Origin of the sequence: Umezawaea sp. (assembly GCF_036375055.1) — a bacterium.
In the GTDB taxonomy this organism is placed as follows: Bacteria; Actinomycetota; Actinomycetes; order Mycobacteriales; family Pseudonocardiaceae; genus Umezawaea.
Map to the genome: position 1 here is coordinate 1 of NZ_DASUSQ010000076.1, position 13708 is coordinate 13708.

Genomic DNA, 13708 nt, shown 5'->3' on the forward strand with positions numbered 1-13708 from the left:
CGGGGGGGGTGGGCGCCCCCGCGCCCGCCCACCACGGGCCCCACCCCATCCCCCAGCGCGCCCGAGGTCCCCACATGCCCTACCCGCTCGCTCCAGCTCACCACACCCCACCGGCCCCGCCCCGATCCAGCGCAGCCGACTCGAACACCCTGGCTTCTTCCCCACACCGCAACACCTCCCCAACACCCAGCCACCACACCCCGCCTCCCGCACCACACACGACACCGGCCGCGTCCCGACCCGCCGCCACCCACCCGAACACCCGGACCTCTTCCCCGACACCCCGTCACCACACCCCACCCCCCGCGCGACACACGACACCCGCCCCACCCCGAGCCAGCGCCGCCGACCCGACCATCCGGGCCTCCCCCTCACGCCACCGCACATCCCCGACACCCGGCCACCGGTGCGGCACCGCAGCGCCGAAGTCCCCACCACACCACCGTTCTCGGGCCGCCCTGTCGACCGTGTGCGTCCTCTTGACCGTGCGCGCCCTGCCGTCCGACCGATCCCGGCGTGGTCCCGTGTCCGAACCGCTCCCCACCCACCCCGAGGTGCTCACGTGACCTCCACCCCGCTCGCCACCGATCCCGCGGTGGTCGACCGGCTCGCCGACCACCGCACCCCGCACCTGATCGGCGTCCGCCACCACTCCCCGACCCTGGCCGCCCTGATGCCCGCCATGCTGGAGGCCGCGGACCCCGAGGTGCTGCTGGTCGAACTCCCGGAGGAGCTGGGCACCTGGCTGCCCCACCTGGCCGACCCCGGCCTCACGGCGCCGGTGGCGCTGTCCGGCGCGGCCCGCGACGGTGGCGGCCTGGCGTTCTACCCGTTCGCCGACTTCTCCCCCGAACTGGCGGCGGTGCGCTGGGCCCAGCGCAACGGTGTCGAGGTCCGCCCCTGCGACCTGCCCCTGGCGTTGCGCGGCGAGGGCCACGGCAGGGGTGAGGCGGGCCCGGCGCCGTTGACGGACGCGCTGCGCCGCACCATCACCGGCCGCGACGGCGAGGACCTGTGGGACCGGCTCGTGGAGGCCGCCGCGCCCGGTCAGACCGCCGAGGCCGTGCGGCGCGCGGCGCTGCTGGTCGGCTGGGCCCTGCGCAGCGACGCGGCGAGCACGGCCGTCGACCCGTTCGACCTGCGCCGCGAGGCCTGGATGCGGCACGCGGTCGCGCTCGCGGCGGGGCGGCGGTGCACCGCGGTGGTCGGGTCGTTCCACGCCGCCGCGCTGCTGGACGGTCCGGGCGGCGACCCGCGGGAGGAGGTGCCGTCGGGCGACGGCGTGGTCACCTCGCTGGTGCCGTACGGGTTCGAACTGCTGGACGAGCGGTCCGGCTACCCGGCGGGCATCCGCGACCCCGAGTGGCAGCAGGCGGTGTTCGAGGCCGACGGCGACCCGGCGGCCGTGGAGGCCGCCGCCGCGGCGGCGATCGTGCGGATCTGTTCGCGGGTCAGGGAACTGGGCCACCCGGCGGGGCCCGGTGAGGCGCGCGAGACGCTGCGGCTGGCCATCGACCTCGCGCGGCTGCGCGGGCTGCCCGCTCCCGGCCGGGGCGAGGTCGTGGAGGCGGTCCAGACCGTGCTGACCCACGCCGAACCGCTGGGCCGCGGCCGGGTGGTGGCCCGTGCGGCGGGTGACGTCCTGGTGGGGCACCGGACCGGCGTGCTGGCGCCCGGCACCCCGCGCTCGGGTCTGGCGCCCGCCGTGGAGTCGCTGCTGGCCGATCTCCGGCTGCCCGGTCCGGGCAGCCGCGAACCGGCGGTGCTCCGACTCGACCCGCTGCGGTCCGCTTTGGACGCACGCCGGGAAGTCGCGCTGCGCCGGCTGTCCGTCCTCGGTGTGACGTACGCCGAGTCGACCGCGACCACGGGTGTCGGCGGCGGTGACGCGCTCACCACCCGCTGGACCGCCGCCTGGACGCCGTCGACCGCCGCCACCCTGCCGGTCGCGGGCCTCTGGGGCGCGACCCTGCCGCTGGCCGCGTACGGCAGGCTGCGGGCGCGCCGGGCCGAACGGGAGCGCAAGGGCGGCCACACACCGGAGGACGTGCTGACCGATCTCGCGGCGGCGGGCGCGTGCGGGCTGCCGGAGCTGGTCGACGACCTGCTCGCCGACGCCGCGACGGTCCTGCCCGCCTCCGGCACCCTGCCGGACCTGCTGGCCGCGCTCGACCTGCTCGACCGCCTGCGCGCGGGCCACCTGCCCGGCACGCCCGGCACCGTCCTGGACGCGCACCCCCTGCTGGCCCAGGAACTGGAGACCGCGGCGGTCGGCCAGCTCGACGGCCTGGCGGGCTCCGAGGACGTCGCGGACGCGCACGCCCTGGTCGAGCTGGGCCAGCGCCACGACCAGCACGGCACCGGTCTGCGCCTGGCGGCGACCCTGAAGCGGCTGGCCGACGACGCCTCGCCGCTGATCGCGGGAGCGGCGGGCGCCGCGCGCGTCCTGCTCGACCTCGTCCCGCCGGAGGTGCTGGGCGAACGCGTGGCGTCGTGGATCGACAGCGCCACCACGCCCGAGCGCCGCGGCGTCCTGCGCCACGGCCTGACGGGCGTGCTGGCGGCCGCGGCCCCGCTCCTGGAGACCCCGGAGACCCTGGCCCCGCTGCTGGACCGCGTGGAACACCTGGGCGACCGCGACTTCCTCGACCGGCTGCCCGCGCTGCGCGGCGCCTTCACCTCCATCGGCCCCACCGCGCGGGCCCGTGTCCTCGCGGTGGTCGAGGAGCGCACGGGCGGCAGGGTCGAGGCGGCGAACACCCCCGACCCCGAGCTGCTGGCGATGTGGCTGAACGCCGAGCACGCCGCCCTGGTCTCACTGCGCGAGCACGGGCTGGACCGTCCGGAAAGGACCGCTCCGGTGGCGGGAACGCCCGCGCCCACGGCGCACTCCACCGTGGACGAAGCCGAGCCGGGGACGCTCCCGGTCGCCATCCGCTGGCAGCTGGTGCTGGGCGCGCGGGGCGACCGGCCGAAGGGCGGTGCCCGGTACGCGGCGGCCCTGGACGAGCTGTACGGCCAGGACCGGGGCGAGGGCGCGCTGCGCGGCGACGCGGGTGCCGACCGCTCCGATCCGTTCCCCGACGTGCGGGAGTGGTCCGAGGAACTGCGCGAGCTGTTCGGCGACCACGTCCGCGAGGAGGTCCTGGCCGCCGCGGCGGAGGGCGGCAGGCTGGAGGCGGCGCTGGAGATCGACCCCGCCTCGGTGCGCCCGTCCGTCGAACTCCTCCGCAGCGTCCTGTCGCTGGCGGGTGGCCTGTCCGAGGCGTCGCTGGCCCGACTGCGACCGCTGGTGGCCAGGCTCGTCCGGGAGCTGACCGCGCAGCTCGCCAACCGCGTGCGTCCGGCGCTGACCGGGATGCAGCTGCCGACCCCGACCCGCAGACCGGGAGGGAAGCTGGACCTCCCGCGCACCCTGCGGGCCAACCTCGCCACGGCCCGCCGCGGCGCCGACGGCCGGGTCGTGGTGGTGCCGGAGAAGCCGGTGTTCCGCACGCGGGGCCGCAAGTCGAGCGACTGGCGGCTGGTGCTGGTGGTGGACGTGTCCGGCTCGATGGAGGCGTCCACGGTGTGGTCGGCGCTCACCGCGGCGGTGTTCGCCGGGGTGCCGTCGCTGTCGACGCACTTCCTGGCGTTCTCCACCGAGGTCGTCGACCTGACCGACCGGGTGTCCGACCCGCTGTCGCTGCTGCTGGAGGTGCGGGTCGGCGGTGGCACGCACATCGCGGGCGCGCTGCGGCACGCCCGGTCCCTCGTGACCGTTCCGGAAAGGACGATGGTGGTGCTGGTCAGCGACTTCGAGGAGGGCGGTCCGCTGGCGCCGCTCGTCGCGCAGGTGCGGGAGCTGGTGACCTCGGGCGTGACGGTGCTGGGCTGCGCGAGCCTGGACGACGCGGGCAACGCCCGCTACTCGACGTCGGTCGCGGGCTCGCTGGTCGCGGCCGGGATGCCGGTGGCGGCGCTCAGCCCGCAGGCGCTGGCCCGCTGGGTGGGCGAGAAGGTGCGCGGATGATCCCCGTCGCTCCCGCGGTCGTGGCGGACGTGCTCGACGCGCTCCCGCCCCGCCTGCGCAAACGGGTCGACACGGCGCTGGACCGCGCGGCGGGGTGGGAGGTCGCCGTCGACGGCGACACGGCCACCGCCGTGCTGGACGCCGACACGACGCTCACCTGGACCCTGCACGGTGGTGTCCTCACGTCGGCGGCCGACCTGGCGTGCAGCTGCCTGCTCGCGCCGAAGTGCCTGCACCGCGGCATCGCCGTCGCGGCGGCCGAGGTCTCCGACGCGGTCGAGGAGGCGCCCGCGGCCCCCGTCGCCGAGGCCGTCGTCACCGAGGCGGCGGTGGAGGTGCGCGAGGACGAGCGCGTGGCCGCGACCGCGCTGTGGCAGGCGTGCTCGACGGTGCTGCGCGGCGGCGCGACCGGCAGCGGCGCGGTCGTGCGGGCCGAACTCCTGCGCGCGGTGCACACCGCCCGCGTGGCGGGTCTGCACCGCGCGTCGGCGGGCGGTCTGCGCATCGCCGCCGCGCTCGCCGCGGCCCGCGCGGGCGACTCGTCGTTCGACCGCGAGGTGCTCACCGCCGAACTGGTCGACCTCCTGCTGCTGTGCCACGACCTGCGCGCGGGCACGGGCACGGCCGCCCCGGCCGAGCTGCGCGGAACCGCCCGCCGCGAGTACTCGCCGGTGGGCGCGCTGCGCCTGTACGGCCTGTGCACCGAGACGGTCCTGACCACCTCCGGCTACAGCGGGGTCGTCACGCACCTCGTGGACGAGTCGGGGGTGCTGTGGACCGTCCCGGCGATCATGCCGGGCGGGTCGGAGCGGATCGCCGCGGCCGCGAGCGGGGCCGTGGCGATCGGCGAGTCCGGTCTCACCCAGCGCGACCTGGGCAGAGGGGGTCTCCTGCTGTCCGGCGGCACGGCGTCACCGGACCGCAGGCTGGGCGCGGGGAAGGCCGTGCGGGCGGTGGCCGCGTCCGGCGCGCCGTGGACGAGCCCGCCGCTGGCGGGGCTGTGGGCGCAGCCGCTGGTCGAGCAGGTGGCCCGCGCGTTCCACGCCGACACCAGACCCGCGACCCACCGGCCCGCGGGCGCCGACCTGGTGTTCCTCGACGGCACCGTGCAGGGTGCGGCCGGTGGCGCGCTGCGGGTGGCGGCCGGGGGTGCCCACCTCGACCTCGTCGGCGAGGGCGGCAGGGCGCGGGAGAACCTGCGGGTGCTCGCGGGCGCGGGCGGTCTGCGGCTGCGGGTCGTCGCCCGGCTCCTCCCCGACCGGCCGGGCACGGCCGTCGCGCTGGCGGTCTCGGGCGAGGACCTGGCACTCCCCTCGGAGCTGGGCCACCACGTCGACCTTGGCCTTGACCGGATCCAGCGCTCGCACGTGGCGGGCGACGGCACCAGGGAACTGCCCCCGCGACCGGCCCCGACCGGCCGGGTCCCGCAGCCGGTCCGGCCGCTGGAGAACGTGCTGCACCGGGTCGCCCTCGGCGGCCGGGCCGTCGCCGCCATCACGTCGGCGAACCGCGACGTGGCGGCCCTGACCCGCACCGGCCTGACCACCACGGCGGGCCTGCTGGCCGACCTCGCGGACGCGTCCCGGGACCGGGAACGCGATACGTTCGGCCGCGTCGTCCGCGACGCGGGCGACACCTTCCCCTACTGCTGGCTGCGCGCGGGGGTCCACGTCCGCGAGTTCACCCGAGCCGCCGCCCACCACGCCTGGCTGGAGGTGGTCGGCTCGGGCTGATCCAGGGCACGTGAGCAGGGCGAACAGCCGTTGTCCCTGCTCACGCGCCCGGCCGAGCACCCGGCGCGCGCGATCGGGACCGGCGGGCCGGGTCAGTGGTGACCGGCCCCGGTCGGCTCACGTCCGCCGTCGCCGCACCCCGCCGACCACCAGCCGCCTGGTCCCCGAACGCGGCGGAACCAGCCGACCAGGTCAGAAGTGACCGGCCCGGCCGGCTCACGTCCGCCCTCGCCGACCACCAGCCGGCCGGTCCCGAACGCGGCGGAACCGACCGACCAGGTCAGGTCAGAAGTGGTCGGCCTCGGTCAGCTCGCGCTCGAACGCGTCCGCCTTCGCCACCACGAGCTGGAGCGGTCGGTCGAACTCCTCCAGGACGCTCAGGTCCTCCAGGGGCACGGTGTGCTTGAGCAGCGCCACGCCGTCGACCACCGCGGCCCCGCCGACGAGCGCCTCGCCCGCCAGGTCCAGCAGCCGCCGCAGGTCGATCTTGTCGGCCCGGCCCACCGGCGAGGAGATCTCCAGCCAGGCCGCGCCGTCGGCGTCGGGCACGTGGTGCACCGACACCTGCTGGTCGCGGTCGCCGTCCAGGTCGAGGCGGAAGCGCAACCAGCTGTCCGTCTCCTCCAGGACCTCGTACCGCAGCCGCACAAAGTTGATCACTTCGGTCCAGGTGGTCACCGTGTTTGTCGCCTCTCGCCCTGACCGGTCCTCACGTGGGCGAAAGCATCTCACGGCGGCCCGGCGGGAGCCCGGTACTCCGCGAAGGTCGGCCGGTCGGACCGTTCGCCACCGTGGGCGAGACGGCTGTCACGGTGCGCGCACGATCCCGGCGGATCGGCGTTCCACCGGCATGTCTACCCGCTGTGGATCGTGCTCCGCGAGACGATCCAACCGCCTGGAGCGCACGGCTCCCCGGTGACTAGGGTGGTCCGGGTCCGTGCTGAGCCCGCGCACTGGACGACCAAGAAACTCGGGAGGCCCTCACCGTGTCCGGCGATTCGTTCGTCCACCTGCACGTCCACACCGAGTACTCGATGCTCGACGGCGCGGCGAAGGTGGCCCCGCTGTTCGAGGAGGCTCAGCGGCTGGGCATGCCCGCGGTGGGCATGACGGACCACGGCAACATGTACGGGGCCGACGAGTTCTACCAGACCGCCACGAAGTTCGGGATCAAGCCGATCATCGGCATCGAGGCCTACGTGGCGCCGCACAACCGCCTGCACAAGAAGCCGGTGTTCTGGGGCGACCCCGGCCAGCGCAGCGACGACCTCGCCGGTGCGGGCGCGTACACCCACATGACGATGCTCGCGGGCAACGCGACGGGCCTGCGGAACCTGTTCAAGCTGCACACGCGGGCCAGCATGGAGGGCTACTACCGCAAGCCCCGGATGGACCGCGAGCTGATCGCCGAGCACGCCGAGGGCATCATCGCGACGACCGGCTGCCCGTCCGGCGAGGTCCAGACCCGGCTGCGGCTCGGTCACGAGGCCGAGGCGATCCAGGCGGCCTCCGACTACCGCGACATCTTCGGCGCCGAGAACTTCTACCTCGAACTCATGGACCACGGCCTGAGCATCGAGCGCCGGGTCCGCGAGGGCCTGCTCATGATCGGCAAGAAGCTCGGCATCCCGCCGCTCGCGACCAACGACAGCCACTACGTGACCAAGGAGCAGGCGAGCACGCACGAGGCGCTGCTCTGCGTGCAGTCCGGCAAGATGCTGTCCGACCCGGCGCGGTTCAAGTTCGACGGCGACGGCTACTACCTGAAGTCGGCCCAGGACATGCGCGAGCTCTGGGACGCCGAGGTGCCGGGCGCGACGGACTCGACCCTGGTCATCGCCGAGCGCGTCGAGTCGTACGAGGACGTCTGGGCCCACCACGACCGCATCCCGAACTTCGACGTCCCCGAGGGCGAGACGCAGGAGTCGTGGTTCCGCCACGAGGTCATGCAGGGGCTGCACCGCCGCTTCCCGAACGGCATCCCGGACGGCTACGTCGAGCGCGCGGAGTTCGAGCTCAAGGTCATCATCGACAAGGGCTTCCCGGCGTACTTCCTGATCGTCGGCGACCTCATCCGCCACGCCCGTGACATCGGCATCCGCGTCGGTCCCGGCCGTGGCTCCGCCGCGGGCGCGCTGGTCGCGTACGCGATGGGCATCACGAACATCGACCCGATCCCCCACGGTCTGCTGTTCGAGCGGTTCCTGAACCCCGAGCGCACGGCCATGCCCGACATCGACATCGACTTCGACGACCGCCGTCGGGGCGAGATGATCAGGTACGCCTCCGACAAGTACGGCAACGACCGGGTCGCCCAGGTGATCACCTTCGGCACCATCAAGACGAAGGCGGCGCTCAAGGACTCGGCGCGCGTGCACTTCGGCCAGCCGGGCTTCGGCATCGCCGACCGCATCTCCAAGGCGCTGCCGCCGCCGATCATGGCGAAGGACATCCCGCTCTACGGCATCGTCGACAAGAGCCACCCCCGCTACGGGGAGGCCGCCGAGGTCAGGGCGCTGGTCGAGACCGACGAGCAGGTCAAGACGATCTTCGACACGGCTCGCGGCCTGGAGGGCCTGATCCGCAACGCGGGCGTCCACGCCTGCGCGGTGATCATGTCGCGCGACCCGCTGTCGGACTCCGTGCCGCTGTGGATGCGCGACGACGGCTCGATCATCACGGGCTGGGACTACCCGTCCTGCGAGAACATCGGCCTGTTGAAGATGGACTTCCTCGGCCTGCGCAACCTGACGGTCATGGGCGACGCCATCGACAACATCGAGGCGAACCGCGGCAAGGAGACGATCCCGGACTTCGACAACCTGCCGCTGGACGACCCCGAGACCTACGCGCTGCTCAGCCGCGGTGACACGCTCGGCGTGTTCCAGCTGGACGGCGGGCCCATGCGCGACCTGCTGCGCCGGATGCAGCCGACGTCGTTCGAGGACATCGTCGCGGTCGGCGCGCTGTACCGCCCCGGTCCGATGGGCATGAACGCGCACAACGACTACGCGGACCGCAAGAACGGGCGGCAGGAGGTGACGCCGATCCACCCGGAGCTGGCGGAGCCCCTGAAGGACATCCTGGGCGAGACCTACGGTCTGATCGTCTACCAGGAACAGATCATGTTCATCGCCCAGAAGGTCGCGAACTACTCGATGGGCCGCGCGGACGTGCTCCGCAAGGCGATGGGCAAGAAGAAGGCCGAGGTGCTGGCCAAGGAGTTCGAGGGCTTCCGCGACGGCATGCGGAACCACGAGCTGAAGTTCTCCGACGAGGCCATCAAGGCCCTGTGGGACACGATCCTCCCGTTCGCGGGCTACGCGTTCAACAAGTCGCACGCCGCCGCGTACGGCCTGATCTCGTACTGGACCGCCTACCTCAAGGCGAACTTCCGCGCGGAGTACATGGCCGCGCTGCTCACCTCGGTGGCGGACAACAAGGACAAGTCGGCCGTCTACCTCGCCGAGTGCCGTCGCCTGGGCATCCAGGTGCTGCCGCCGGACGTCAACGAGTCCGCGCTGCGCTTCGGTGCGGTCGGCACGGACATCCGCTTCGGCCTGGGCGCCATCCGCAACGTCGGCGCGAACGTGGTCGACTCGATCGTCGCCACGAGGCAGAAGCGCGGCTCCTACACGTCGTTCACGGACTTCATGGACAAGTCCGAACTGGTGGTGTGCAACAAGAGGGTCATCGAGTCGCTGATCAAGGCGGGCGCGTTCGACTCGTTCGACCACACGCGCCTGTCGCTGATCCAGGTGCACGAGGACGCGGTCGACATCGTCGTCCCGATCAAGCGCAAGGAGGCGGACGGCCAGTTCGACCTCTTCGGCGGTGGTGACGACGACGGCGAGAAGGACGACGACAGCTCGGCGCTGGCGCACCTGAAGATCGGCACCGAGGAGTGGCCGCGCAAGCAGATGCTCTCCCTGGAGAAGGAGATGCTGGGCCTGTACGTCTCGGCCCACCCGCTGGACGGCACCGAGCGGATCCTGCGCAAGTACGCGCCGCGCCCGATCGCCGTCGTGCTGGACGACCCGCCCAAGGAGGGCGAGCTGATCGTCTCCGGGATGATCTCCGCGATGGAGCGCCGGGTCAACAAGAACGGCGAGCCGTGGGCGATCGTCACCATCGAGGACCTCGACGCGGCCGTGGAGGTCCTGTTCTTCCCGAAGTCGTACTCGGTCCTCTACGGCGACCTGGAACTCGACTCGGCGGTGTGCGTGAAGGGCCGCGTCAACTGGCGCGAGGACAAGATGTCCATCTTCGGCAGCGACGTCGTGCCGCTGGACATCTCCGACGCCGAGAACAACCCCGGCGTGGCCCCGCCGATCGTCCTGGGCCTGAGCACCAAGACCCTGACGCCGGAACTGGTCGAGGAGCTGAAGCAGACGCTCGCCTCGCACACGGGCGACGTGCCGGTGCACCTCAACGTGCAGCGTCGGGACAGGACGAAGGAGCTGTACGTGGTGGACAACTTCCGCGTGGCCACCACGCCGTCCTTCTTCGGTGACCTCAAGACGCTGCCGGGTGTCCTGATCGAACGCTAGGTCCCGACCGTCCGAAGGCGCCCCACCCGCTCCGGGTAGGGCGCCTTCGTCGTTCTCGGACGATCAGCGGCGTGGGTCACATCGACCGAAAACAGTTGCGCCCCCGGTTTGAGTTACATAGACTCAAACTATGTTCACCAGGGCAGAGGCACTAGACCGAGTGGAGCGGGCCGGATCAGCGGCCGACCTCTTCGGGCCTCCCACCACCGATCCGGCGCGGCGCGGGGAGGCCAAGCGGCTGTACCGGGCGCTGGCCTCCGTCCTGCACCCGGACGTGACCGGCGCGGGGGACGCGCGGGCGCACGCGGCCTCCGCGGAACTGACCAGGATGCACCACGAGTGGACGCACGGCACGACCGTCGAACTGCGCACCGCGACGGGCACCTACCGGATCGGCGAACCGTTCGCCGTCGGCAGCGTGGCCAACGTCTACGAGACCGACGGCCCGCACGTGGTCAAGGTGGTGCGCAACCCGGCGCTGAACCCGCTGCTGCACGGCGAGTGGGACGCGCTGCGGGCGTTGGAGCGGTTCACCAACCGGCACCGCTGGCTCCAGCCCTACTACCCGCGGCTGCTCGACACCTCCGGCGACGTCGGCCGGGGCGAGCGGGCCTTCACGGTGCTCGACCCGCTCGTCGACGGGTTCGTGACGCTCGCCGACGTGCGACGCGCGTTCCCTCGCGGCCTGGACGGGCGCGACTACGCGTGGATGCACCGCAGGCTGCTCAGGGCGTTGGCGGGCGCGCACCGGATCGGCCTGGTGCACGGGGCCGTGACCGCCGAGAACGTGCTGGTGCACCCCGAGAAGCACGGGATCGTGCTGGCCGGGTGGTCGTTCGCCGTCGAGAGCGGCCAGCGGCTCCTCGCGACCAGCAAGACCATCTCCTACCCGCCGGAAGTTCTCGCGAACGAACCGGTCACGACCGCCACCGACGTCCACATGGCACACACGCTGATGCTGGACCTGCTGGCACCGAACGAGAAGCGGCAGATCACCTTCGCCCGCGGGTGCACCCAGGACCTCCCGTCCCGACGGCCGGACGCCGTCGACCTGCTGGACGAGTACGACGAGCTGCTCGACGACCTCTACGGCGAGCGGGTCTTCCGCCCGTTCGCCCTCCCCGACACGACAGGAGCATGACCATGGGACACGGCAGGTGGGACGACAACGCCTACGCGGCGGCCAAGACCTTCCGCGCGGCGAAGGGGATCGCCGACTTCGGCTACACCGCGGCGACGAAGGGCAAGCCCTCGTCGAGCTGGAAGGCCGCCCCCTCGATGGACCCGCTGGGCGTGGTGGCCCGCGAGTGCCGCGACTCACCCGACCACGCCGACTCGACGCCGATCGCGGTGCTGTTCGACGTGACCGGCTCGATGGGCAGCGTGCCGAAGATCATGCAGGGCAAGCTCGGCAAGCTCCACGGCCTGTTGCAGCGCAAGGGCTACCTCGCCGACCCGCAGCTGATGTTCGGCGGGATCGGTGACGCCGACAGCGACCGCGTGCCGCTCCAGGTCGGCCAGTTCGAGTCGGACAACCGGATGGACGAGCAGCTCCGCGACATCTTCCTGGAGGGCAACGGCGGCGGGCAGAAGAGCGAGTCCTACGAGCTGGCCGCGTACTTCGTGGCCCGGCACGTGGTGACCGACGCGTGGCAGAAGCGCGGACGCAAGGGCTACCTGTTCCTCATCGGCGACGAGCTGAACAAGCCCCGGCTGGAGGCCCGCCACATCCGCCGGATCATCGGCGACGACATCGCCCAGGACATCGACCCCGTGTCGGTGTACCGGGAGCTGGCCCGCAAGTGGAACGTGTACTTCATCCTGCCCAACCAGTCGTCGTACTACAACGACGACGCCATCGGCGAGCACTGGCGCCAGATCCTCGGCCAGAACTTCCTCAAGCTGGACGACCCCGGCGCGGTGTGCGAGCTGATCGCGGCGACGATCGGCGTGGAGGAGCGCGTGGTCGACCTGGACCAGGCGCTGGTGGACCTGGCCGAGATCGGCTCGGTCGCCGAGAGCCAGGCGGTCGGCAAGGCGCTGGTCGCGGTCGGCGCGAACGCGAGGTCGCTGACGAGGTCGGCGGCCCCGCTGGGCATCGACGGCCCCGACGACGTGGCTCTGAGCTGACGTGAGCACCGGGGAGCACGTGGTCGTCGTCGGGTTGGGGTTCGGCGACGAGGGCAAGGGAGCGGTGGTCGACGCGCTGTGCGCGGACGGCTCGGTGTCGGCGGTGGTGCGGTTCAACGGGGGCGCGCAGGCGGCGCACAACGTCGTCGTCGGCGACCGGCACCACACGTTCAGCCAGTTCGGGTCCGGCACGCTCGCGGGTGTGCCGACCTGGCTGTCCCGCCACGTGCTGGTGGAGCCGATCGCGCTGGCGGCGGAGTCGCGGGAGCTGGCGGCGCTCGGCGTCGCCGACCCGCTGGGGCTGGTGTCGGTCGATGCCTGCGCCCTGCTCACGACCCCGTTCCACGTGGCCGCGAACCGGGCGAGGGAGGACGCCAGGGGCGCGGACCGGCACGGGTCGTGCGGCAAGGGCATCGGCGAGACGGCGTGGTACGCGCTGCTCGCCGAGCGGGGGGCCGGGCCGGGCGACGTGGTGGAGGGCCAGGAGGTGCCGGGCGTGCCCGGCCCGGCACCGACGGTCGGCGACTGCGCGAACCCGGTGGCGCTGCGGCGCAAGCTCGACGTGCTCGCCCGGTGCTACGAGCCGCTGGTCGGGGACGGCATCCGGGTGGACGACCTGGTGGCGCTCTACCGGGCGTTCGCGGAGGCCGTGCGGATCACGACCGGTGACGAGGCGGGTCGGCTCGCCGACGCCGGACGGCTGGTCTTCGAGGGGGCGCAGGGGGTGCTCCTCGACGAGACGCACGGCTTCCACCCGCACACGACGTGGTCCACCGTCACGCCGCGCAACGCCCGCGCGCTGCTCGGCGGCCGGGACGCGCGGGTGCTGGGCGTGACGCGGACCTACCAGACGCGGCACGGCGCGGGTCCGCTGCCGACCGAGGACCGCGGTGTCCTGGACCGCTTCACCGAGCGCCACAACGGCGCCGGCGAGTACCAGGGCGCGTGGCGGGCCGGGCACCTGGACGCCGTGCTGCTGCGGTACGCCGTGGCCGCGTGCGGCGGCGTCGACGGCCTGGCCGTGACGCACCTGGACGCGCGGGACCTGCTGGCCGCCACCTCCTACCGGACCGGCGCGGGCAGCGTCACGGAGCTGCTGCCCCGCCCGGACCTGACGGGGTTCGTGGCGGGCTGCGAGCCGGTCCTGGAGCCGCTGGCCGATCCGGTGGGGTTCCTGGGGGACCTGCTCGGGGTGCCGGTGCTCGTCACCGGCTCGGGCGCCGACCGGGCGGACTACGCCGTGCGGGCCCCGGCCCGCCGCTGAGGTGCGGGAGAATCCCACC

Annotated in this window: 7 protein-coding genes; 6 read left to right on the plus strand and 1 reads right to left on the minus strand. The window is 73.2% G+C overall.

Translation table 11 applies throughout. From position 1 onward, the window contains the following. Positions 1-562 precede the first annotated feature (562 nt). Entirely contained in the window at positions 563-4012 is a 3450-nt protein-coding gene (locus VFZ92_RS20960; RefSeq protein ID WP_330877687.1) for a vWA domain-containing protein, read from the plus strand. Further along, positions 4009-5745 carry a hypothetical protein gene (locus VFZ92_RS20965; protein WP_330877688.1) on the plus strand — a complete coding sequence of 579 codons (1737 nt, stop codon included), beginning with the start codon at positions 4009-4011 and terminating at the stop codon, positions 5743-5745. Before VFZ92_RS20960 ends, VFZ92_RS20965 begins: the two co-directional genes overlap by 4 nt. Before the next feature lie 285 nt (positions 5746-6030). Here the strand turns inward: VFZ92_RS20965 and VFZ92_RS20970 are convergent, their stop codons facing one another. Next, positions 6031-6423 carry a hypothetical protein gene (locus VFZ92_RS20970; RefSeq protein WP_330877689.1) on the minus strand — a complete coding sequence of 131 codons (393 nt, stop codon included), beginning with the start codon at positions 6421-6423 and terminating at the stop codon, positions 6031-6033. 308 nt (positions 6424-6731) lie between these two features. Here VFZ92_RS20970 and dnaE point away from each other — a divergent pair, with 308 nt between their 5' ends. From dnaE to VFZ92_RS20990, 4 genes are all read left to right on the plus strand, one after another. After that, positions 6732-10295, plus strand: coding sequence for a DNA polymerase III subunit alpha (dnaE, locus tag VFZ92_RS20975; RefSeq protein ID WP_330877690.1), 3564 nt, complete (start codon positions 6732-6734; stop codon positions 10293-10295). Positions 10296-10425: 130 nt separating this feature from the next. Continuing rightward, positions 10426-11436, plus strand: a complete 1011-nt coding sequence (locus VFZ92_RS20980) for an adenylate cyclase (protein WP_330877691.1) — start codon at positions 10426-10428, stop codon at positions 11434-11436. 2 nt (positions 11437-11438) lie between these two features. Then, positions 11439-12425, plus strand: coding sequence for a hypothetical protein (locus tag VFZ92_RS20985; protein ID WP_330877692.1), 987 nt, complete (start codon positions 11439-11441; stop codon positions 12423-12425). Position 12426: 1 nt separating this feature from the next. Beyond that, on the plus strand, positions 12427-13689 hold the full coding sequence (locus VFZ92_RS20990) for an adenylosuccinate synthetase (RefSeq protein ID WP_330877694.1): 1263 nt from the start codon (positions 12427-12429) through the stop codon (positions 13687-13689). The last annotated feature ends 19 nt before the right edge of the window (positions 13690-13708 follow it).

Bases quoted from the DNA above. Each gene is read 5' to 3' on its own strand.
- VFZ92_RS20965 (WP_330877688.1), top strand. From the start codon at position 4,009: ATGATCCCCGTCGCTCCCGCGGTCGTGGCGGACGTGCTCGACGCGCTC.
- VFZ92_RS20980 (WP_330877691.1), top strand. From the start codon at position 10,426: ATGTTCACCAGGGCAGAGGCACTAGACCGAGTGGAGCGGGCCGGATCA.
- VFZ92_RS20985 (WP_330877692.1), top strand. From the start codon at position 11,439: ATGGGACACGGCAGGTGGGACGACAACGCCTACGCGGCGGCCAAGACC.